Genomic DNA, 21923 nt, shown 5'->3' on the forward strand with positions numbered 1-21923 from the left:
CAAGCAGCCTCCATGGCCAGCACCGACGCGCAGCCTCCGAACAGCGACTACCTGGACCGGCTGATGCGAAGGAACTCCTTCGAAGCGCTGTGGCCCTTGTTCGCAAAAGCGACCAGGCCCGCCAAGGAGATGACCGAGAGCTACTCTGCCCTCTGTCATCTCCGGCCCCTCTTGACCAAGGGCCGCCCATGTCGCGTCATTCACGTCGGGGATGGGGCCCACGCGAGGACCGGGGCCCTCTTTTCGCTGAAGAGCGAGGCGGACAACATCAGCGTCGATCCGCTGCTCAACGTAGCCCAGGTGGAGGCGTGGCGCGATCGCTTCGGGGTCCGGCGCCTTTCGTGGCACAAGGCCAGCATCGACGACGTCGCGGATCAGCTCAATGCCCTGCCCCCGATGCCGGTGTTCGTGACATTCGTCCACGCCCACGTGCACATGGACAGGGTGCTCGATCGGCTGCGCTGGGACGCGGCCTTCACCCTCGCATGCTGCTTACCCGGCCACCAGCTCACGCAGACGCGCGTACCGCTCGAGGAGGGCATCGATCCGAGCGTGCTGTCCACGGGACGTCGGTACCAGGTGGTGATGAATCCCGACGCCCCGCCGTCCTAGCCTCTCCGGACCATGTCACGACAGAGAAGCGAGGGCCGTGCGCGCATTTTTCTTGGCGCCCTCGGCGGTTCGAGTGACCCGCTTTCCGCCAAGGTGCACCACGACGTGTGGATGAGAAGATTTACTTCTTCACCCAGGTCTGGGTCCTGCCGAGGAGGGAGATGCCCAAAAAGCCGCGTACCTTCAGCTTCTTCCCGCCCTCGATCGCCTCGAGCTTGCAGCTATAGGTCTCGCCGTTGTTCGGATCCAGGATCGTACCGTCATCGTACTCGTCGTCATCGCGGGCCATGTTCTTGATGATGACGAGCCCCACGAGGGGCTTGTTCTTGTCGGCCCCCTCACAGGCGGTGCAGAGCTTCGGCTTCCCCTTCGCGTCGAGCGGCTGCTTCAGGCTCACGATCTTGCCGAAGATCTTCCCGCCCCTCTCGTAAATCTCTACCACCGACTGCTCGACCCCCTGCTCATCGATCGTCCGCCACTGGCCGGTCACGGGGAGAGGATCCGCGAGCACGAGCGACGTGGCCAGGGAGCAACCCAAGGCGGCAGAAAGAGCCAAGAACCTCTTCATGTCGTCAGAACTCCTTTCATCGGTCTGCGAAGCCACGGCGTTCGGCCCTGGCGCGGTGGACGCCATTTTTCCTCCGAGGGTACCGGGCGGGCTCGTGGACCGCAACGGCGCCGTGCAGCGGGGCGCCGGGACGTTTGGTGGCCAGCGCACGGTTGATACCAGGGGGCTGGCTCCCGCCGTGGCCAAGCTGCCCATGGCCCGCGCCTCGGCCGCGCGCGTCCGTCCTGCGCGGGTGCGCTCTCGCCGACGGAGGCGGTCATGTAAGGTTCTCTATGTCGACCAGCGCGTGCAGCGTGGCCGTACGGTGGGACCGGTGACCGCGGAGCCCCGGGGTTGGCGAGCTCGCCGTGACCGATCCGTCGCGCCAGGCTGCGGTGGTCGCCTCGCTCGCCAGCACCCTGTGCCGCGCCGTCGCCCTCGGGGATGAGGTGGGGGCTCGGGTCGTTCACGAGGCGATCGGTCGCCTGCTCGGGCTGCCGGTGGCGCCGGAGCGGTGAGCAAGCGTGGGCCGAACGTCGAGCTCGCCGCTCCCGTCGACCCCGGCAGGCGCGGTGGACGTTCGGATTTCCGCATCGAGACCATCTGGAACCCAAGGAGGCGCGGCTCAGGGGGATGCGCCCGGTGGAGGCGCGCTCCGCCGGGCGGCCTTGCTCGATCGAGCCATCGCCTGCTTACGGCGGCAGGGCTCGAATCGCCGCCAGTGCCCATCGCGTCACTCGATGAGCCCCCAGCAGGCGAGCGTGTCGTCGGTCCTTATACCGCAGGAGCGATGCGTCCCTGCGGTCACCTCCCGGAAGGTGCCCTTCGGAGGCTTCGTCGCCCCATCGGGATCATCGGCGTGGAGGCCAGCGCCAGGAGCACGAGGCAGCGTCCGGCGCTCCGAAGGCCCGTTCGTACCATCTCGCCCCCTCGCTCGCCGCCATGGCGATCGGCGGCGGTTCGAGGGCCTCCACCGCGACCATGACAGCGAATGAATGCAGCGTGGCTGCACAACGGGACATCCGCTGCCAGGAGCTTGATTTTTCAAACCTCATTTCATTTCTTGGCCTCTCTCGACCTCGCAGCGCGCGCGGGCTGCTCTCGAGCCTTGATAGGGCGCGAACGTTCATCGACGTCTTCGCCATAGAGCGCCTCCGGGATCGCTCTGGACGTCTCATCGATTGTCACCGACTGAACTCGTGCTATGATGCTCCGCTCAGCGACGATATCTTTTCATGCCCGCTTCCTTGTTGTCGGACAAGATCCCACCATGGGAGAGATGGTAACATGTCGTGGGCCTCGCTTGACTCGCGTTGAAATGCTTATTCGCGGTGAATGAGGGGACCGGTCAGGTCGCAGGGTGGAGACGAGGGACTCCCTTCGAGACGAGCTTTCTCCCGCGCTCTCGAGCGCGCTCCGCGACGCCACGATCCCTTCAAGAAGCCGATTTTATGGTCCGGCGCGCCGAACGACGTTCCCGGAGCCCGGACCTGAGAGAGGTGAGCATGTCTCGAAGGTTTCGCCCGTTCATCACATGGTCGCTCGTTGCGGTGTTTTCCCTGTCGGCGGGCTGCATCGCTGCCGATGAAGAGCCCTCCGCCGTCGGGAATGTATCGATCGACGGCGAAGCAAACGCCGCGAGCGGCGCGGCAGAGGTGATCGACCGGACAGCCCTTGTCCCTGGGACCTACCTTCCAGGGCCGACCACGACGGGACCGATCTGGACCGGCGCGTTCGAGCAGATGGAGGCGAACTCAGGAACGACCATCCGGCTGACCACCCCGAACATCACCTACAAGCGCGTCGAGTTCTGGGGGACGGTCGTGCCGAAGGCCAGGGGCATCAAGTTCGACGAGTGCATCTTCCGCGGACCCGATCCGTCGAAATTGCCCGAGCCGCGGGCCCTCCTCACGAATTATGGAGACAACCCGCCGCACATCGTCATAGAAAACTCGCTGTTCGATCCCGAGGCGTGGATCACGAAGCGTGGAAGGTCCGCCCCGGCGCACAACGGCAACCCCGCCGGCCAGCTCCTGCAGTCGCAGCCCGCCCTTCACGGTGGTAACTTCACCCTGCGCTGGAGCGAGATCCGGAACGTCGAGGACGGCGTCAATTACGTCGGGCGCACGGCTGATTGGACGAACCAGCAGACCACCGTCGAGATGAACTGGATCCATGCGGGCGAATACAAGAACGGGACGGACACGCCGTCCGACGGGCGTACCCACAACGACGCCTTCCAGTTCAACGCCGGGCGCAACGTGGTGCTCCGCGGTAACCTGCTCGGGGGGCCCCGGGACATGGTCGGGTATCGCACCTGGCCGAACGGATACAACTCGGGCGACGACTACTCGAACGCGAGCATCATGCTCAAGCAAGAGGTCGACGACTCCGACATGCGCAAGCTCGCCAACATCCTCATCGAAGACAACTTCTTCTGGGGGGCGGTCGCGGGGCTCAACCACCACTACGTTGCGAGCAGGAAGAACGATTTCGCGACCACCACGATACGTGACAACTTCTTTGTCGAGCGGCAGATGGGCTGGGGCAACCCGCTCACCGCTTCGGAGGACGATCACAAGGTGGGCGTGGAAGCCCAGGCGAGGCCGTCGGCCGATTGGTACATCGTTCGCTCTCCGGAGATCAAGTCGACCTACCAGAACAACCGGATCATCACCGTGAACGAGGACGGCTCCTTCGTCGTCCGCGGCGAGGTCCCGATCTCGAGGGGATCGAGCAGCTGAGCCGCAGACCGCCGGGCGCGCTTCGTGCTAAGCTTTCTGCCGACGGCTCCTCTCCGTCTGGGGATTCCTGGCGCGTTATCGTACGCACGGAACGAGCGCCCGCCTCATCCCCCCTCGCCGCGGGCGCGCTCCGCCTGCCGCCTCGCCAGGTAGCGGCTCAGCAGGACCCACCCCCCCGCGACCGGCACCATCAGGAGCGACAGCCCCGCGGCCTTTACCCCGAGCGCCGACAGCCCCGACAGCGCCCACGCGCTCGCGGCGTCCCCGCCCCGGAACGCCACGGTGTCGATGAAGCTCTTCGCCTTGTACTTCTCCTCTCGCGCGACCACCGTGAACAGGATCTCCCGCGCCGGCCGGTCCACCGCGTAGTGGATCGCCCGCCGGAGCCCCTGAACACCGGCGATCATCGAGAGGGTCGGCCGCGCCGCGAGCGCGAGGAACCCGACGCCGGTGACCACCGGGACCACCGCGAGCGCGACCCCGAGGCCCACCCGCGTCATGAGCCTCCCGGTCACGAGCACCTGCACGACGATGGTGACCACGTTCACGGTGAGATCGATGGAGGCGAACATCGCGGTCCGCCGCGCGGGATCCATCGACTCCGCGGAGACGATCCGCGCCTGCTCGAAGTAGAGCACCGTCGCCGTGATCGACAAGAAGAGCGTCTGCGCGCAGATCCCGAGGAGGTACGGCGACCCGAGGACGAGCGTCACCCCGCGGAATGCGCCCCCGCCGATGCGCTCCTCCGCGGCGCTCGCCTCGGGGGGCGCCGCGCCGCCGGCCAGCCCACCGGCGAGGCGGTTCAGCCGCGTCACGCAGAGCACGGCGAGCTCGAGCAGCGCCGCCGACAGGAGCAGGAGGTTCGCGGTCCCGATCTGCCGGGCCTGCGCGGCCGTGACGAGCGAGCCGACGAGCGCGCCGGCGCTGCCGCCGGCGGCGATGAAGCCGAAGAGGCGCTTGCCCTGCTCGCTGCGCCAGACGTCCGCCATGAACCCCCAGAACACCGACACGACGAACAGGTTGAAGACGCTCAGCCAGACATAGAACACCTTCCCCACCGTGGCGCGCGGCGCGTCGAGCGCGAGCAATCCGAAGAAGACGAGGAGGTTCGACGCGAAGAAGCGATAGACGATCGGGATGAACCGCCGCCGCGGCAGCCGCGCCACGAGCGCGGAGAAGGCCGGCACGGCCGCGAGCATCGCCGCGAACACCGCCGTGAACAGCCAGGGCAGCTTGTCCATGCCGCCCGAGATGCCCATCTCCTCGCGGACGGGCCGCAGGATGTAATAGCTGCAGAGGACGCAGAAGAAGTACGCGAAGCTCCAGAGCAGCGCGGAGACCTCGCCTTCCCTCACGTCGCAGACCCGCCGGAGCAGCGCGGCCGCCGGCCTCAACGGTCCGCCGCCCTCCCCCCGGCGGGGCGTCGCTCCGCGGGCGGCGTGAGGCGTGGCGGCGGGCGCAGCATCGGACGCTCACTGCACGACAGCCCGCCCCGCGCGTCAAGGCGACCGCCGGCGCCGGCCGCCCGCGGGGCGCGGACCTCATCCGCCCGCGGGCGCGGACCTCATCCGCCCGCGGGCGCGGACCTCATCCGCCCGCGGGGCGCGGACCTCATCGGATGAGCAGCGCTCCCGGCGCGGAGCGGCTAAGCTCGGGCCGCGCAGCCCATGAAGTTCGTCCACGCCGCCGACCTCCACATCGACAGCCCCCTCCGCGGGCTCGACCGTTACCCGGGGGCCCCGGTCGAGCAGATCCGCGGGGCCACCCGCCGCGCGCTCGAGAACCTCGTGAGCCTCTGCCTCACCGAGGAGGTCGACCTCCTGCTGCTCGCCGGCGACATCTACGACGGCGACTGGAAGGACTACAGCACGGGCCTGTTCTTCGCCTCGCAGCTCTCCCGGCTGCGCGCCGCCCGGGTGGAGGTGGTGCTCCTGAGCGGCAACCACGACGCCGAGAGCCACATCACGCGCCACCTGGAGCTCCCCGAGAACGCCCGCCGGCTCGACCCGAAGAGCCCCGAGACGGTCGTGTTCGATCGGCTCGGGGTCGCGGTCCACGGGCAGAGCTTCGCGACGAAGGCGGTCACCGACGATCTCGCCGCCGGCTACCCGGACGCGCGGACAGGCCTCTTCAACATCGGCATGCTCCACACCTGCCTGGGCGGGCGCGAGGGCCACGACAACTACGCTCCTTGCAGCCTGAACACCCTGGTCGGGAAGCGATACGACTACTGGGCGCTCGGCCACGTGCACACCCGCGAGGTGCTCTCGGAGGATCCGTACATCGCCTTTTCCGGCAACCTCCAGGGCCGCCACGCCCGCGAGACCGGCGAGAAGGGCGCCCTCCTCGTCACGGTGGACGACGGCCGCATCGCCTCGGTCGAGCACCGCCCCCTCGACGTCGTCCGCTGGTGCGCCTGCGAGGTCGATCTCTCCCCGGCCGCGAGCGCCGACGACATCGTGGATCTGACGCGCGAGCAGCTCGAGCAGCGCCTCGCCGAGGCCGACGGGCGCACGCTGGCCGCGCGGGTGATCCTGTGCGGCGCGACGCCGGCCCACGCCGCGCTCCGCGCCGACTTCGAGCGCTGGACGGGGCAGATCCGCGCGATCGCCAACGACCTCGGCGGCGGGCTCTGGATCGAGCGCGTGCTCTCCCGGACGCTGGCCCCGCTCGAGGTGGGCGCGCTCGAGGAGCGGGACGACGCCATCGGCCAGCTCACGCGGTCGCTGCGCGCGCTGCGCGACGACGAGGCGGGCCTCTCCTCGCTCGTGCGCGAGTTCGCGAGCCTCAAGAACAAGCTCCCCGCCGAGGCGCGCGAGGGCGACGACGCCATCCGCCTCGACGACCCGACATACCTGCGCGAGGCGCTCGACGACGTGGAGCACACGCTGATCTCGCGGCTGCTCGGCGCCGGCGAGGCGCCGTGAGCGCCGGCGCGACAGCGTGGGTCGGGGCCGGCCGCGAAGGCTGAAATCGGAAAAGAAAACTCGACGATTTCCGCGTCTTATCCTGTTCTCGCGGGCGCCGCCCGGCCGACCGCGGCCGCGGCCCGCGCGGCTTGACGGCACGTCGATCTCCACCATGCACTCCTCCTGACGCGCCCTGCGCACGCGAGCATCGCCTCGGGCAGCCGGACGCGACGGACCGGGGGGATCATGGACGGGGGAGTCACGATCGACCAGAGCGCTTTTCCGGAGCTGTTCCGTCCGAGCGGCCGCGCCGAGCCGCACTCCATCTACGCGCGCATGCGGGCCGCGGGGCGCATGCATCGCCTCATCCATCCTCGCCTCAACGTGCCTATCTGGATGGCCACGCGCTACGACGACTGCGTGGAGCTCCTCAAGGATCCTCGCTTGATCCGGGATTGCCGCAAGCTCCCCGCCGAGCTGCGCGCGAGCTACCGCCCGCTCGGCGAGCGCTCGGTCCTGCTGAGTCATCACATGCTCGAGGCCGACCCGCCGGATCACACCCGGCTCAGGGGCGTCGTCCAGCGCGCCTTCTCGACGCGGGCGATGGAGGGGCTGCGCCCGCGCGTCCAGGCCATCGTGGGTGAGCTCATCGACGCCGTGGCGGACCAGCGTCGTATGGAGCTCGTGGCCGACTTCGCGTTCCCGCTCCCCATCGCGGTCATCTCCGAGCTGCTCGGCCTCCCGCGCGAGGATCGCGGCCGGTTCCGCCACTGGACCAAGCTCCTCCTCGCCGCCACGAGCGATCGCGCGCTCCTCGAGCCCGCGATGCCCGCTGTGAAGGAGATCGAGGCGTACTTCGAGGCGCTCTTCGCGGTCCGCCGCGAGGCCCCGCGCGACGACCTGATCAGCGCGATCGTGCTCGCCGAGGAGCAGGGGCACAAGCTCAGCCCGGCGGAGGTCACGAGCATGGTGTTCCTGCTGCTGGTCGCGGGCCACGAGACCACGGTGCACCTCATCGCGAGCGGCGCGCTCCTCCTGCTCTCGCACCCCGAGCAGCGGCGGCGGCTCGAGGCGGAGCCCGGGCTCATCGGCTCCGCGGTCGAGGAGATGCTGCGCTGCGAGGGGCCGGCCGAGCTCTCGGTGGTCCGCTGGCCGCTCGAGGACATCGAGCTGTTCGGCGCGCGCGTGCCGGCGGGAGAAGGCGTCGTGGCGGGGCTCCTGGCCGCGAACCGGGATCCGGAGCAGTTTCCGGAGCCGGACCGCTTCGACATCGGCCGCTCGCCGAACCGACACCTCGCCTTCGGGAGCGGGATCCACTTCTGCCTTGGCGCGACGCTGGCGCGGATCGAGGCGGCCATCGCCCTCTCGACCCTCTTCCAGCGGCTCCCGGGGCTCGAGCTCGACACCGCGCCGGACGAGATCGAATGGGGCGAGTGGGCCTTGCTCCGCGGCCCGGCTGCGGTGCCCGTAGCGTTCTGAGAGACGGCGCCGCGAGCGGCGCTCCGCCGGCCCCGGGACCTCGACCCCGGGGCCCGCGCTCAGCCCGCCGAGCGGGCCGTCCGGGCGTAGGCCCGGAGCACCTCGGCCACGCTCCACGCCTGGGCGACGCACCCGCGGGGCGTGAACGGCGGCTCGGCGTCGAAGATCTCGCTGATCGACCCGGCGCAGGCCTCGTCGAGGTGCGGGGTGAAGCCCTCGAGCAGGCGCCGCGCCCCGGCGAGATCGGCGGGATACACCTTCAGCCACGCGTCGATGAAGGGGCCCATGAGCCACCCCCACACGGTGCCCTGGTGATAGGCCATGTCCCGCGCGCGGAGATCGCCGAAATACTTCGGCTTGTAATCGGGGTGCCCCGGGGCGAGCGACCTGAGGCCCACGGGCGTCCAGAGCCGCTCCTTCACCTGATCGACGATCCCCTTCCAGCGGGCGGCGTCGAGGACCGGGTGCGGCAGCGAGATCGCGAAGATCTGGTTGGGCCGGAAGGCGTCGTCGTCGCCCTGCTCGCCGTCGAGCACGTCGTAGAGATAGCCCAGCTCGTCGGACCAGAAGCGCCGGTTGAACGAGCCCTTGACCTGCTCGGCCGCCGCGCCGTAGCGCCGCGCCGCGCCGTCGCCCTCGGACTCGCGCACCCAGCGCTCGATGAGGCGCAGGGCGTTGTACCAGAGCGCGTTGATCTCCACGGCCTTCCCGCGGCGGGGCGTGACCACGTAATCGCCGACCTTGGCGTCCATCCAGGTCAGCTGATAGCCCTCTTCCCCCTGGCGGACGAGGCCGTCCTTGGGATCGACGCCGATGCCGAAGCGCGTCCCGCGGGTGTGGTGCTCGACGATATCGATCAACGTCGGGAGCACGAGCCGGAGCGTCTCGCGATCGCCGGTGTAGGTCAGGTAGCGATCGAGCGCGTGGAAGAACCAGAGGGTGGCGTCGGCGGTGTGGTAGAGCCCGTCGTTCTTGCCCTCCGGGAACATGTTGGGGATGAGCCCGTCCTTCACGTAATGGGCGAACGTGCGCAGGATATAGCCCGCCTCGGTGTGACGCCCGGTGACGAGCGTCAGCCCCTCGAGGCTGATCATGGTGTCCCGCCCCCAGTCGGTGAACCAGTGATAGCCCGCGATGACGGTGCGCACCTCGTCCCCGGCGGCCCGCGCGCGGGCGGCGTCCTCGACGCGGCCCGCGGGGGTGATGAGGAACTGATCCGCCCCGAGGATGAGCTCCGCCGGCGGCCCGGAGCGGACCTCGGGCGCCGCGGCGAGCAGGAGCCGGGTGCGGCGCTTGCGCTCGGCGCGCTGCACCTCCTCCGTGGAGAGGGCGTTGATCGTCTCCCAGGGCTCTGTCGACGCGACGAGGGTCACGCTGCCGGAGACGGGGAGCTCGAGGCCGAAGCGGCCGGGGCTGTAGAACTCGCCGATCGCGTCGTACCCGCGGCTCTGCTCGATCCGGTAGCGCACGTTGCGCAGGCGGGCGCTGTCGATCCTGAACTCGGCCCGGGCGCCCTGGACCTTGAGCCGGAGCGGCGGCAGGTCGCTCGGCGAGGCGAGCTCGTAGCGATCCTCGATCACGGTGAGCGCGTAAGGGCCCGCGACCGGCCGATCGAGCGCGCCCTCGTGCGGGCGGAAGTTCACCCACGGCTGGAGCTCGATCTGGACCGGCCCTTCGCCCTTGAGGAGCGTGTACGTGACGTGGACCGTGTTCTGCCCGTGGGGCAGGAGGAGGCGCCGCTCGAACACCATCCCGGCGCCCTCGTAGCGCCACACCGGGAGCCCGGCCTCCAGGCGGAACTCGGCGAGCTCGATGACCTGCGCGGCGCTGTCGTCGAGCCAGGGCTCCTGACCGCCCACCTGAACCACCTTGCCGTCCGCGGTGAAGACCCGGGCCGACAGGTCGCTGAGCATCATGGTGCGGCCGAGGGGGGCCGGCAGCGCGGAGATCAAGAGCCCATGGAAGCGACGGGTCACCGCGCCGGAGATGGTGCCCGACGCGTAGCCGCCGAGGCCGTTCGTGACGAGCCATTCCCGCGTGAGCGGGTCCGACCCGTGCTCGGCGTCGTCGTGCGATGCGGGGCCGGTGCCCCGGGACCAGACCATCATCCGGCAGATCTCGTCAGCGTACATGCTTTTTGGGCTCCTCTGGGCGAGGGTTGGCGCTCGTCTTCTCGGGCACCGGCGTCCCGACCACGGGGTGCAGGAGGATCGCCGCGTCGCCCGGGATGTGGACGCCATCCTCGGTGATGACAGGTGGACTGCCTTGTCCCACATAACGGGGGGATTCGCTGGACCACAACGTCTCCCAGCGGCGCCCCGGCGGCGGGGCGATGAGCGGCTCCGGCAAGGACCCTCGATGGATGTCCCGCCCGAGGTTGACGAGGAGCAGACGGTCGTCGCCGTCGTCGCCGAAGTAGCGGAGGAGGAACGCGTGGCCCGAGAGGACGGCCCCGTCGACGCCCCCCGGGCGCTGGGCCCGGATCACGGGATCGCGCCGGCGGAGCGCGATCAGGTCCTCGTGGAGGGCGTAGATGCCGGCGTTGCGCTGGCGCTCGGAGAAATCGAGCTTGCAGCGCTCGAACGTCCGCGGGTCGTCGGGGGCGTCGAGCCGCGAGGCGACCTCGGGCGAGGCGCAGGAGGGGAACTGCGCCAGGAACTCCGCCCTGCCCTTGCGCACGAGCGGCGCCAGGTCGCGGTTGTGGTCCGCGAAGAAGAGGAACGGCGCCGACGACCCGAACTCCTGCCCTTGAAAGAGCATGGGCGTCCCCGGGGCGAGCAGGAGGAGCGCCGACATCGCCCGGAACTTCCCCGGGCAGGCGAGGTGGTAGAGCCGGTCGCCCTTCGCCGTGTTGGCGACCTGATCGTGGTTCTCCAGGAAGAGGACGAAGCGGGCCGGATCCACGTCGAGCGCAGGGGTCCCTCGCCGCTGCTTCTGCCACTGATAGCGCTGCCCCTGGAAGAGGAACCCCCGCTTGACGGCGGAGATGAACTCCTGCGGGGAGCCCTCGTGATCCGTGTAGTACGCCTCGCTGTGGCCGGTGAGCGCCACCTTGGCGCTGTGGTGGAAATCGTCGTTCCAGATGGCGTCGAGCCCGTAGCCGCCCCGCTCCGGCGCGCGGATCAGCCACTCTTCCTGCGACTCGTTCTCGGCCACGATGAACGTCTCCTTGCCCTTCGCGGCCTCCCGGACGCGGCGCGCGATCGCGGCGAGGATGTGGTCCTTCGAGCCGTCGTAGATGTTCTGGGTCGCGTCGAGCCGCAGGCCGTCGAGGTGGTACTCGTCGATCCAGTAGCCGGCGTTTGCGAGGAAGAACTCCCTCACCGCCTCGGATCGCGGGCCGTCGAAGTTGATGGCCGCGCCCCAGTCGGTCTTGTGGCGATCGGTGAAGTAGTCCTTGGAGAACTGGCCGAGGTAATTGCCGTCCGGGCCGAGGTGGTTGTAGACGACATCGAGGATCACCCCGATCCCGACGCGGTGCGCCGCGTCGACGAAGCGGCGGAAATCGTCGGGGCTGCCGTAGAGGCGCGTCGGCGCGAAGAGGTTCACGCCGTCATACCCCCAGTTGAACCGGCCGGGGACCTCGTTCACCGGGAGCAGCTCGATCAAGGAGATGCCGATCCGGGCGAGCTCGGGCAGCTCGCGCGCGGCGGACTCCCAGGTGCCCTCCCGGGTGAAGGTGCCGACGTGCATCTCGTAGACGACTTGCCCCTTGAGCGGGGCGCCCTTGAAGCCCGCGTCGCTCCACGCGAACGCGGCGGGGTCGACCACCTCGGAGGGCCCGTGCGGCCCCTCCGGCTGCGAGCGCGAGGCGGGATCGGGATAGAGCTTCTCGTCGTCGTCGAGCCGGAACCGGTAGCGGGTGCCGGCCGCCGCGGCCGGGACGAGCGCCGCGAAGTAACCGCCCTCCTCGGGCCGCAGCAGGGCGGTCTCGCCGCTCCCCGGCCCGGCCTCCAGCACGACCTCGACCCGGCGCCGGGAGGGCGCCCAGACGCGGAAGTGCACTCCTTTTCCAGTTCCGGCGAGCACCTCTGCGCCGACAGGCAACCGTCTTTCCGTCTTCTCCGGCATTGGTATGCATTCTAAGCGCAACACACCTGACGTCCAGCACCGATGGGCGCGACGGCCCCCTTTGAGCGATCCTGTTTGCCTGGCTCACCTGGCGAGCGATAGCGCCTTACGGGGTCGCCTGAGAGGAATCGGGGATCGACCGACGATGAGAGACGGCGCAGGCGAAGTGGCCTGCATCGCACGGATCAAGCCGTCCTGGAGCGCGCGCGTGCCTCACCCAGGCTGGGGGGCTCCGAGGAGGGGAGCGTTTTCGATTCGCCTCATCGAGCGAGCGCCGAGAGGAGCGGACTTCGCCCGTGGCGCCGCCGCGGTCACGGGTGGGCGATGACCACGAGCGTGCGCGCGCGCCGGAGCACGCAGCGCAGCGCCTGCTCCAGCGTCTCGGGGTCGAGCGCCGCGAAGCTCTCGTCGAGCACGACGACCTCGGCGCCCTGGAGCAGCGCGCGCGCGATGTAGAGCCGGCTCCGCTCGCCGTGCGAGAGCTGCCAGCCCGTCTCGCCCACCACCTGCTCCAGCCCGGCGGGCATCCGGCCGAGCAGCTCGCCGAGGCCGAGCTCGTGGCAGATCTCCTCGGCCTCGGCGAGATCGTCGGGCCGCGGCGGCCAGCGCCTGCCCATCAGCAGGTTGTACGCGAACGTCCCGCCGAGCACGTAGTTCTCGTGGAACTGCGGCGCCGCGGCCACGCGGCGGCGCCACGCGGCGGCGCCCAGCATGTGTCGGTCGAGCCCGTTCAAGAGGAGCAGCCCCGCGTCGGGCGCGCGCAGCCCCGAGAGCAGCGCGCTCAGCGTCGACTTCCCTCCCCCCGAGGGCCCCTCGAGCAGGATGCGGTCGCCCGCGGCGATCCGCAGCGAGGCGTCGATCACGGCGGGGCGAGGCCTGCCCTTGTGCCGGAACGACAGCTCGTGCGCCTCCAGGACCGGCGCGCGGCGCTCCGCGTCCCCCGCGCTGCCCGCGCCGGGCGGCGTGCGCCCCGCGTCGGGCGGCAGGGGCGGCGGCGGCGCCCCGCCGCGGGCGGCCGCCTTGAAGAGCGTGGAGACCTGCTCCCACGCGATCGCCGCGCTGGCGAGGCTCGACAGGCCGGCCGACAGGCCCTGGAGCGCGCGGCTCGCGAGCAGGACGCCGCCGAGCGCCACCGCGTACGCCGCGGCCGAGCCGGAGCCCGCGAGGAACGGCGGCAGGAGGCCGGCGATCCCCGCGATGAGCCAGCCGCGCGGCATCAGCGCGCCGATCTCGATCTGGCTCCGGTCGAGCTCGCGCGATCGCGCGAGGTACTGGGAGAGCGCCTCGTCCTCGCCGTGGTGCCAGCGGCCGCTCCGCTCCTGGGCGAGGCGGGTCCGGTGGCCGACCAGGCGCTCGATGAGGTCGTGGGTCATCGCGAGCCGCGCGGCGGTCCAGCGCGCGCGGCGCCGGTAGAAGCGCGCGCAGAGCGCGACGACCAGGACCGCCCAGGCGACGAGCAGGACCGCGTGGAGCGCGCCCGCCGCGCCCTGGGCGAGCACGACCGCCGCCGCCGCGAGCTCGAACGCCGCCGCGACGGCCCCGACGCCGCCGCCCATCGCGAGCGCCTCGATCGCCTCGGACTCGATCACGCGCCCGAGGAAGCGGCCCGCGCCCTCGCTGCGCACCTCCTCGGCGTCGAGCGCGAGCGCGCCCGCGAGCAGGCGCTGCTTGATCAGCGCGCTGGCGTCGATCGCGACCACGCCGGACAGCCACGCCATGAGCTGGCGCAGCGGGACCACGGTCGCGAGCAGCAGCGCCCCGGCGTAGAGCCACCCCTCGTCGAGGTGGTCGTCGAGGATGCTGCGCCCCACGGTCATCCACACCAGGATCCAGAGCGTGTAGGCCGACGCGTGGGCGGCCAGGAGGCCGAGGAGGCGGCGCGGGATCCGCGCGGCCGCGAGCTGCCGCCCGAACGAGGCGCCGGGCGGCGGGCGCAGGCTCCAGATGCCGTCGAGGACCACGGGCCCGAGCCGCTCGCGGAGCAGGGCCTGCCGCGCGCGGGCGCGCCGCCGCGGCCGCACGCCCGCGCGGTCGAGGATGCGATCGACCTCCGGGAGCACCTGCGCCTCGAGCGGGCGGGCGATGCGGCGGAGGATCGCCTCGACCGGCACGCGCGCGGTGGAGCGGTCGGCGCGGAGCACCGAGAGGGCCTGCCCCCGGCGCCCCACGACGGCGAGGAAGCGCTGCGCCTCGCCGCCGCGCAGCCACACGAGCGCGGGCGCGACGCGCAGGAGCGCGTCGCCGACCTCGTCGTAGCGCGCCGCGATCGGCTCCGCCTCGACGCCGAGGTAGCCCGCGGCCTGATCGATCCACGCGCCGAGCGCGTCCGCGCTGCGGAGGTGCCCGGCGGTGGGGATGGGCGCCGCGACCGCGCGCGGGCGGAGGCCGCCTTGCAGCGCGAGCGCCTCGAGCGCGTCGCCGAGGCGCTCCGCCGGCCACTCGAGGCCGCCGAGCGCGTCGGCCGCCTCGCCCGGCCGAGCGCCCCAGCCGCGCCGCGCCTGCGCGCCGTCCGGCTCGGCTCCCCACCCGGGTTGCGCCTCCGCCGTCACCTCCGCTCGCCCTCCGGCGCTGCCGCGGCCTCGGCCGGCGCTGCCGCGCCCTCCGCCGCCGCGCCTTCTACCGCCGCGCCCTCCGCCGCCGCTCCGGCGATGCGCCCGCGCACGACCTTCAGCCGGCGCCACCCGCCGCTCGACCAGAGCCCTCGCTGCACGGCCGCCTCGGCGTCCAGCAGCGCGCGGTAGCGCGAGCCGGGGCGCGCCGCGAGCTCGGCGGGCGCCCCGTCCTCGACCACGCGCCCGCCGTCCACGACGAGCACGCGCTCGAACCCGCGCGTCTCGCCGACGTCGTGGGTGACGCAGAGGAGCGTCGCGCGACGGAAGCGCCGCCGCGCCCGGGCGAGCAGCGCGCGGCGGCGCTCCCGGTCGAGGCCGCGGAACGGCTCGTCGAGGATCGCGAGCCGCGCCTCGCTCCGCAGCATCGCCCGGCCGAAGCGCACGCGCTGCCCCTCGCCGCCGGAGACGAGCCCACCGCCCTCGCCGAGCAGGGTCTTCTGCCCCTCGGGCAGCCGCTCCAGCACCTCGCGCAGCTCGGCCTCCTCGACGACGGCGCCGAAGTCGGCCGCGTCGTCGGGCGCGCCGTAGCGGAGGTTGTCGAGGAACGACCGGTTCCAGATCTGCACCGCCGGGTCGACCCACGCGGTCTCCTCGCGCAGGACGTGGAGCCGCTCGCCGTCGAGCGGGCGGCCGTCGACGAGCACCCTGCCCCCGCTCGCCCGGTGCCACCCGAGCAGCACCCCGACGAGGCTCGACTTGCCCGCGCCCGAGGCCCCCACGATCGCCACGTGGCTGCCCGCCGCGATCCGGAGATCCACCCCGTCGAGGATCACGTGGCCGGCGGCCTGGATGCGCACGCGCTCGAAGGCGATCGCGCAGCCCGCGCCCTCGGCGCCGGCCCGCGGAGGCGGCGCCGGCGTCGCCGCGCCGGACGCGCCGCCGGCGCGCGGCTCCTCCGGCGCGCCGAGCGGCTCGAGCAGGCGCAGCGCCGTGTTGCGCTGCGCCGGGTACTGGAGCAGCGCGCCCGCGAGCGCCTGCCCGATCGCCGGCAGCGCGAGCGCCCAGTAGAAGAGCAGGAGCGCCCGCGACAGCGCGCCCCCGCGGGCGAGGAAGTCGCCGAGGATCCACGCGGCGAGCGCGAAGCCGAGCAGCGCCTGCGCCCCGTCGACGGCGAGGGCCGCGCGGAGCAGCGCGCGGCCGGCGAGCGCCCACTCCCCGAGCAGGCCCGCGTGCTGCCGCCGCACGGCCCGCTCCGCCGCGTGCGCCCGGATCGGCACGAGGCCGAGGAGCGCGTCGAGGTAGAAGCTCGTGAGCGCGCCGGCGTGGGTGCGGACGCGCAGGTCCCGCTCGACGAGGACGCGGTTGCTGGCGAACGGCAGCGCCAGCGCGAGCGCGGCGCACGGCACGGCGAGGCGCGCGCTCGCGGGATCGATCCAGACGATCGCGGCCGTGGTGACCGCGAGATCGAGCGCCGAGCGCGCGATCTGGCCGCCGAACGCCGGCAGGGCGCGGAGCACGTGCAGGCTGTGGCCGCGCTGCGCCATGTCCGAGGCCGGGCGGCTGTGGAAGTAGCGATCGCCGATGCGCGGGATCTTCGCGAGGAACGCCATCCGCAGCCGCACCTCGAGGTGCCGCCCGAGCCGGATCACCCCGGTGGTCAGCGAGAGATCGACGGCGAGCTCCACCGCGAGGAACATGGCGAGGGCGCCGACGGCGGCGAGGCGCTGCTCGAACAGCGCGAGATCGTTCGAGATCTGGAGCAGCCCACGGAAGAGGAGGCTCTCCAGCACCACCGTCGCGACGCTGAGCGCGAGCGCGCCGGCGAGCACGGCGGGGGCCAGCAGCCCGTCCTCGCGGATCATCCGGAGGAGCTCGCGCCCGGGCCTGGCCGGGCGCTCCGCGAGGGCGGCGGCGACGTCGGGGGGGAGGCGCGCCTCGGCGCTCGGGCTCGCTTCGTCGGCGCGGGGCGGCGACGCGGGCGCGGTGGTCCGCGGCGCGCCGCCGCGCGCAGCCGCAGCGCGGGCGTGGCTGCGCGCGGGGGCGCGCCGCCCGCGGATCCGCACGAGCACCGCGCCCCGCGCGACGACCCGATCCTCCCCGCGCGGGCCGGCCGGCCCGGGGTGCGCCGTCCAGAAGGAGGGCGGGATCATCTGCTCCCGCGCGGCCTCGGGCCCCTGCTCGAGCAGCGCGCCCAGCACGCGCGCGGCCTCGCGGCCGCGGCCCACGCCGCCGGAGCGCACGAGCGACGTGACCAGGCGCGCGCCGGCGTCGAGCGCCGCGATCGCGCGCCACCCCGGCGCCGAGAGCGCCGCCTCGAGCGGCTGCGCCCCCGCGCCGAGCCAGGCGAGCCGGCGCTCGAGCGGCCGCGTGAACCCGTCGCTCGCCGCCCAGTCGCGGAAGTCCGCCGCGGACAGGGGCAGCTCGTGCTGGTAGAGCTCGCCCTCGAGCTGCCGTCGCGTGAGCCAGCGGCGCCCCGTGGCCGGGTCCATCACCTGCACGAGGCCGCCGTGCCGGCGCCAGAGCACGACGACGTGGAGCGGCCCGGCCGACTGCCGCACGATCGCCAGGGCGGGCAGCGCCTGCGCCTCGTCGAGCAGCACGTGCTCGGTCGGGACGAGGATCTGCTGGGCCACGAGCCCGAGCTGCCCCGCGAGGTCCTCCAGGGTGTCGATGGAGGTGCCGTCGACGTCGGTCTGGCAGGCCTCGCGCAGGCGGCCGTAGCTCACGCCGATGCCGAAGCCCTCGAGCACGCACTTGAGCGTGGCCGGCCCGCAATCCATCGCCGAGGTCTGCACGACCTCCGGCGCGAGGAGCCGCCGCTCCGGGCTCGGCGCTCGGCGGTGGGGGTTCGCTGATCGCTCCGGCGCGGATCGGGGATCGGCGTTCGTCGTCCCCTCCTTCACCCGCCCGCCCCGCCGCGGACCCTCACGATCTGCCCCGCGGCGCGCAGCACGAGCGAGGCCGGCGAGACGCGCTCGGTCTCGATGACGACGCTGCCGGGGAGCCCGTGCTGCATCGGGATCGGCGACGCCGGATCGGGCCGCACGCCGAGCTCCACGCGGATGCGGCCCTCCTGCGTCTCGCTGGCGACGCGGTCGACGGTGGTGGAGAGGGTGCCGTACTCGGTCCACGGGAACGCGTCGAGGCGCAGGCGCCCCTCCTGCCCCGCGCGGATCCGCCCGACGGAGGTGGGCGGGAACTCCGCGATCACCCGGAGCTCGCCGGGCGGCACGACGGCGGCCACGACGTCCCCCTCGCGCACGAAGGAGCCGGCCCGCAGCACCGTGATCTCGCCGACCCGCCCGGCGATCGGCGAGCGGATCTTGCGCCGGTCGATCTCGGCGAGCAGCCCCTTGATCGCCGCCTCCAGCACGAGCCGCTCGCCCTCGAGGGTGGCCGCCTCGCGGTCGAGCCGCGCGAGCTCGGCCTGCTGCTCGCTCTGCCCGGCGCGCCGCTCGACGTAGGCCCGCGCGGCGGCGCGGTCGAGCGCCTCGGTCGCCGAGCGCCTCGACAGCGCGTCGGCCGCGAGCCGCGCCGCCTCGGCCTCGGACACGAGCCCGTCCTGGCGCAGGCGCACGGCCCGCTCCGCCTCGAGCTCCTGGAACCGCGCGCCCGCCTCGGCCTCCCGCAGCCGCGCCTTCGCCTCGCCGACGTGCGCGCGCGCCGCCTCCTCCCCGTCGCGCAGCGCCCGCCCCCGCGCCGCGATCTCGGCCCGGAGCGGCCCCATCTGCCCCGCGATCGCCTCGATCCGGGCCTGCTTGTCGTCGATCTCGCGGCGGAGCGGCTCGACGTCGAGCTCGACGAGGACGTCGCCCGCGGCGACCTCGGCCCCGAGGGCGAGGTGGACCGCGGCGACCTTCCCGCCGAGCGGCGCCTCGACGCGGTGCGCCGCCTGGCCCACCTCGAGCCGGGCGCTCACGCTGGTTTCGTACCGCCCGACGCGCGCGAGGAAGAACCACGCGAGCCAGGCGGAGAGCAGGACCGCGCCGATCGCGACGCCGGCGATCGAGCCGCGGTGGCCGTCGGTGGCGATGGCGTGAATCGAGCGTGAGAACCCGGCGGGCATGGTGGTTGTGCAAAGGTACACGAGCGAAGCAGGCTCAGGAAGTCACGCCCATCGCCCGGGTGAGGCGATGAGCGTAGCAAAACTTAACGTGCGCAGCGGGTCGGCCCAATCCATCCTGCCCACGGCGGCTCCGCCGCATGGCAGTACATCCAATCTGGAGGTTTCCCATGGCTGATATCGATCGCGATCCCGAGCAGGTCCCCTTCTTCGCTCGCTTCCTGGAAGATCAGAAGCGTGTCCGCACCGGCGTCAAAGCCGGCGGGTGTGTCACGACGATGAAATTCCCCTCGGACGGTGAGGATACCGGTGGTGGTGAGGCCGTCACCCTCAAGTTCCCCTCCGACAACGACGAAGATCTGGGCGTGAAGTGATCCGCGGGCCGCGCGACGCAGATCACGCGATCGAGGCGCCGCGCGGCCAGGTTCGCCGACACGCGACCAGGCTCGACGACACGCAACCCAGCGCAACGAACTTTAACAATACTCAACACAACCGCGCACCCCGCGACTGAAAGACGACCGCAGCAGCGGAATCGGTCGCAGCCACCGTTATCGGGGTGCCCGCGGGCTTGCCTCTCCCCCTGGTTGCTCGTTTAATTGGCTCTCTTATCCTCGACGGCGCCGCCGTCCCAATCTGGAGGTATCCCATGGCTGATGTCGATCTCCGTGAGCCCGAGCAGCAGGAGCAGGAGGCCGCCGAGGCGGTGCCCTTCTTCGCCCGTTTCCTGGAGGACCAGAAGCGCGTCCGGACCGGCGTCAAGGCCGGCGGGGGCGCCGTGACGAAGAAGTACCCCTCGGACAGCGATGACGATCCGCCCATCTACACCACGCTGAAGTACCCGTCGGACGGCGAAGACTCCGGCTCCGGGGTATGAGCCGCCCGGGCCCGTGCGAGAGAGGCAACCCGACGTGACGACCGCGGACGAGAGCGTCCTCCTGGTCTCGCATTCACAGGACGACTTCGGGATCGAGCGCGTGGCGGAAGCGCTGCGACGGCGCGGCGCCCGCCCCGTTCGCCTGAACGTCGACCGGTTTCCTCGCGACATCGCCCTCTCGACGGCGCTCGGGGCCGGCGGCGTGCGCCGCCGCCTGGAGGGCGCCGGGGCCGCGCTCGGCGGGGACGAGATCTCCGCCGTCTGGCTCCGGCGCGTCTGGGCGCCGAACCTCGGCGAGGGCGTCCCGGAGGCGTACCGCGCCGCCTGCGTGCGCGAGTCGATGGCGGCGCTGGCCGGCTGGTTGCGCGGGCTCCCCGCGCGGCGGTGGATCAACGAGCCGGCGGCCGAGGAGCGCGCCCAGGACAAGCTGCGCCAGCTCGCGGTGGCCGCGTCGGTCGGCCTGCGCATCCCCGAGACGCTGGTGACGAACGACGCGGCCGAGGCCCGCGCCTTCTTCGCGCGCCTCGGCGGGAACGTGGTCGCCAAGATGCTCACGCCCTTCTCGACGAGCCTCTCGGGCAACACCCCCTTCGTCTTCACGCACGCCGTCTCGGCGGCCGACCTCGACGCCCTCTCCGGCCTGCGCCAGAGCCCGATGGTCTTCCAGGAGCGCATCCCCAAGGCGCGCGAGCTGCGCGTCGCCTGCGTCGGCGGCCGGTGCTTCCCCGGCGCGCTCGACGCCACCCGCTACGAGTCGATCGCCGTCGACTGGCGCCACCCGGACGTCAGCGCCGCCGGCATCGCGTGGGAGCAGGACGCGCTCCCGCGCGACGTCGAGGCGCGGCTCGGCGCGCTCCTCCGCGCCCTCGGGCTCACCTTCGGGGCCGTCGACCTCATCCGGACGCCCGAGGGGGAGCACGTCTTCCTCGAGATCAACCCCGCCGGCGAGTGGGGCATGCTGGAGCGGGACCTCGGCCTGCCGATCGCCGACGCGCTGGCGGAGGCGCTGCTCGCTCCGACGGAGAACCCGTGACCGTCCTCATCATCACGCACAGCGAAGACAACGAGTGCATCGCCCGTGTCGCCGCCGCGATCGAGCGGCTGGGGGGCCGGGCCTTCCGCTTCGACACCGACCTCTTCCCCGGCGGGGCGCATCTCGCGCTCGCCTCGGGGCCCGGGGTGCGCCGCTCCACGCTGCGCGCCGGCGGTGGTGAGCTCGATCTCGGCGACGTGACCGCCGTCTGGTACCGCCGGGTCGCCTTCGGCCGCGGGCTGCCCGCGTCGATGGACCCGCAGCTGCGGAGCGCGTCGGTCGAGGAGGCGAAGCGGACCGTGGAGGGCCTGCTGGCGGCGCTCCGCGTCCCGCAGGTCGACCCGCTGCCGGCGGTGCGCTTCGCGTCGAACAAGCAGGTGCAGCTCGACATCGCCCGCGAGGTCGGCCTCGACACGCCGCGCACGCTCACCACCAACGACGAGGATGCGGCGCGGGCCTTCGCCGCGACCTGCCCGGGCGGGGTGATCGCCAAGATGCTCTCGTCGTTCGCCGTCTACCGCGGCGGCGAGGAGCACGTGGTCTTCACGAACGCCCTCCGGGACGAGGATCTCGCGGACATGCGGGGGCTCTCGCTCTGCCCGATGACCTTCCAGGAGAAGATCCCGAAGGCGCGCGAGTTGCGGGTGACGGTCGTGGGCGAGCGCGTGTTCGCGGCCTCGATCGATCCGGAGGCGGCGCCCGGCGCCGAGGTCGACTGGCGGCGGCAGGGGCTCGAGCTCATCGATGCGTGGCGCAAGGACGCGCTCCCGCCCGACGTCGAGACCGCGGTGCTCCGGCTGATGGATCAGCTCGGCCTCAACTACGGCGCCCTCGACATCCTCCGCACGCCGGACGGCCGGCACGTCTTTCTCGAGGTCAACCCGGTCGGCGAGTTCTTCTGGCTGGAGCGGAGCCCCGGGCTGCCGATCAGCGAAGCGCTCGCCGAGGTGCTGCTCGGCAAGGCGCCGCGCCGCGGCTCGTGGAGCGCCTTCCTGCACGCCCCCGTGACGCAGCCCCGCTGAGCCGGACGGATAGC

Annotated in this window: 16 protein-coding genes; 9 read left to right on the forward strand and 7 right to left on the reverse strand. The window is 72.3% G+C overall.

The window, feature by feature from the left end; all coding sequences use genetic code 11:
- Positions 1-12 precede the first annotated feature (12 nt).
- Positions 13-612: a hypothetical protein gene (locus WME83_RS41690; RefSeq protein ID WP_437315273.1), complete on the forward strand. Its 600-nt coding sequence runs from the start codon at positions 13-15 to the stop codon at positions 610-612.
- Positions 613-733: 121 nt separating this feature from the next.
- Here WME83_RS41690 and WME83_RS41695 read toward each other — a convergent pair whose 3' ends face one another.
- Positions 734-1180 (reverse strand): DUF2147 domain-containing protein, encoded by a 447-nt coding sequence (locus WME83_RS41695; protein ID WP_061626430.1) that lies wholly within the window; start codon positions 1178-1180, stop codon positions 734-736.
- A 347-nt stretch (positions 1181-1527) separates the two neighbouring features.
- On the opposite strand from WME83_RS41695, the gene WME83_RS41700 reads away from it, so the two are divergent.
- Together WME83_RS41700 and WME83_RS41705 are read left to right on the forward strand one after the other, a co-directional pair.
- Positions 1528-1677: a hypothetical protein gene (locus WME83_RS41700; RefSeq protein ID WP_437315274.1), complete on the forward strand. Its 150-nt coding sequence runs from the start codon at positions 1528-1530 to the stop codon at positions 1675-1677.
- A gap of 987 nt (positions 1678-2664) precedes the next feature.
- On the forward strand, positions 2665-3903 hold the full coding sequence (locus WME83_RS41705) for a hypothetical protein (protein ID WP_437315275.1): 1239 nt from the start codon (positions 2665-2667) through the stop codon (positions 3901-3903).
- 104 nt (positions 3904-4007) lie between these two features.
- On the opposite strand, the gene WME83_RS41710 is transcribed toward WME83_RS41705, so the two are convergent.
- The gene (locus WME83_RS41710) at positions 4008-5297 is read right to left on the reverse strand and encodes an NTP/NDP exchange transporter (protein ID WP_437315276.1); all 1290 of its coding nucleotides are present in this window, start codon (positions 5295-5297) and stop codon (positions 4008-4010) included.
- A gap of 273 nt (positions 5298-5570) precedes the next feature.
- Between WME83_RS41710 and WME83_RS41715 the strand changes: the two genes are divergently transcribed.
- Both WME83_RS41715 and WME83_RS41720 read left to right on the forward strand, forming a co-directional pair.
- Positions 5571-6830 carry a metallophosphoesterase family protein gene (locus WME83_RS41715; protein ID WP_437315277.1) on the forward strand — a complete coding sequence of 420 codons (1260 nt, stop codon included), beginning with the start codon at positions 5571-5573 and terminating at the stop codon, positions 6828-6830.
- Positions 6831-7058: 228 nt separating this feature from the next.
- Complete coding sequence (locus tag WME83_RS41720) at positions 7059-8291, forward strand: cytochrome P450 family protein (protein ID WP_437315278.1); 1233 nt, start codon at positions 7059-7061, stop codon at positions 8289-8291.
- Between the two features lie 59 nt (positions 8292-8350).
- Here the strand turns inward: WME83_RS41720 and WME83_RS41725 are convergent, their stop codons facing one another.
- The 5 genes from WME83_RS41725 to WME83_RS41745 all read right to left on the reverse strand — a co-directional run bounded on the left by WME83_RS41725 (position 8351) and on the right by WME83_RS41745 (position 19001).
- A complete protein-coding gene (locus WME83_RS41725; protein WP_437315279.1) occupies positions 8351-10423 on the reverse strand; it encodes an amylo-alpha-1,6-glucosidase in 2073 nt (690 codons plus the stop codon).
- The gene (gene treZ, locus WME83_RS41730; RefSeq protein ID WP_437315280.1) at positions 10413-12362 is read right to left on the reverse strand and encodes a malto-oligosyltrehalose trehalohydrolase; all 1950 of its coding nucleotides are present in this window, start codon (positions 12360-12362) and stop codon (positions 10413-10415) included. The genes WME83_RS41725 and treZ overlap by 11 nt, the downstream gene beginning before the upstream one ends.
- Before the next feature lie 311 nt (positions 12363-12673).
- A complete protein-coding gene (locus WME83_RS41735; RefSeq protein WP_437315281.1) occupies positions 12674-14911 on the reverse strand; it encodes an ATP-binding cassette domain-containing protein in 2238 nt (745 codons plus the stop codon).
- Positions 14908-17817, reverse strand: a complete 2910-nt coding sequence (locus tag WME83_RS41740; protein WP_437315282.1) for an ATP-binding cassette domain-containing protein — start codon at positions 17815-17817, stop codon at positions 14908-14910. The genes WME83_RS41735 and WME83_RS41740 overlap by 4 nt, the downstream gene beginning before the upstream one ends.
- Positions 17814-19001: an HlyD family secretion protein gene (locus tag WME83_RS41745; protein ID WP_437315283.1), complete on the reverse strand. Its 1188-nt coding sequence runs from the start codon at positions 18999-19001 to the stop codon at positions 17814-17816. Before WME83_RS41745 ends, WME83_RS41740 begins: the two co-directional genes overlap by 4 nt.
- 146 nt (positions 19002-19147) lie before the next feature.
- On the opposite strand from WME83_RS41745, the gene WME83_RS41750 reads away from it, so the two are divergent.
- The 4 genes from WME83_RS41750 (at position 19148) to WME83_RS41765 (ending at position 21909) form a co-directional block, all read left to right on the forward strand.
- The gene (locus WME83_RS41750; protein ID WP_061624683.1) at positions 19148-19351 is read left to right on the forward strand and encodes a microviridin/marinostatin family tricyclic proteinase inhibitor; all 204 of its coding nucleotides are present in this window, start codon (positions 19148-19150) and stop codon (positions 19349-19351) included.
- A gap of 275 nt (positions 19352-19626) precedes the next feature.
- Positions 19627-19854: a microviridin/marinostatin family tricyclic proteinase inhibitor gene (locus WME83_RS41755; RefSeq protein WP_437315284.1), complete on the forward strand. Its 228-nt coding sequence runs from the start codon at positions 19627-19629 to the stop codon at positions 19852-19854.
- 13 nt (positions 19855-19867) lie between these two features.
- Positions 19868-20887: an MvdC family ATP-grasp ribosomal peptide maturase gene (locus WME83_RS41760; protein WP_437315285.1), complete on the forward strand. Its 1020-nt coding sequence runs from the start codon at positions 19868-19870 to the stop codon at positions 20885-20887.
- A complete protein-coding gene (locus tag WME83_RS41765) occupies positions 20884-21909 on the forward strand; it encodes an MvdD family ATP-grasp ribosomal peptide maturase (RefSeq protein WP_437315286.1) in 1026 nt (341 codons plus the stop codon). The genes WME83_RS41760 and WME83_RS41765 overlap by 4 nt, the downstream gene beginning before the upstream one ends.
- Positions 21910-21923 lie beyond the last annotated feature (14 nt).

The sequence above is a fragment of the Sorangium sp. So ce385 genome (genome assembly GCF_051474135.1).
In the GTDB taxonomy this organism is placed as follows: domain Bacteria; phylum Myxococcota_A; class Polyangia; order Polyangiales; family Polyangiaceae; genus Sorangium; species Sorangium cellulosum_D.

Bases quoted from the DNA above. Each gene is read 5' to 3' on its own strand.
- treZ (WP_437315280.1), bottom strand. From the start codon at position 12,362: ATGCCGGAGAAGACGGAAAGACGGTTGCCTGTCGGCGCAGAGGTGCTC.
- WME83_RS41725 (WP_437315279.1), bottom strand. From the start codon at position 10,423: ATGTACGCTGACGAGATCTGCCGGATGATGGTCTGGTCCCGGGGCACC.
- WME83_RS41715 (WP_437315277.1), top strand. From the start codon at position 5,571: ATGAAGTTCGTCCACGCCGCCGACCTCCACATCGACAGCCCCCTCCGC.
- WME83_RS41720 (WP_437315278.1), top strand. From the start codon at position 7,059: ATGGACGGGGGAGTCACGATCGACCAGAGCGCTTTTCCGGAGCTGTTC.
- WME83_RS41705 (WP_437315275.1), top strand. From the start codon at position 2,665: ATGTCTCGAAGGTTTCGCCCGTTCATCACATGGTCGCTCGTTGCGGTG.
- WME83_RS41695 (WP_061626430.1), bottom strand. From the start codon at position 1,180: ATGAAGAGGTTCTTGGCTCTTTCTGCCGCCTTGGGTTGCTCCCTGGCC.
- WME83_RS41690 (WP_437315273.1), top strand. From the start codon at position 13: ATGGCCAGCACCGACGCGCAGCCTCCGAACAGCGACTACCTGGACCGG.
- WME83_RS41750 (WP_061624683.1), top strand. From the start codon at position 19,148: ATGGCTGATATCGATCGCGATCCCGAGCAGGTCCCCTTCTTCGCTCGC.
- WME83_RS41755 (WP_437315284.1), top strand. From the start codon at position 19,627: ATGGCTGATGTCGATCTCCGTGAGCCCGAGCAGCAGGAGCAGGAGGCC.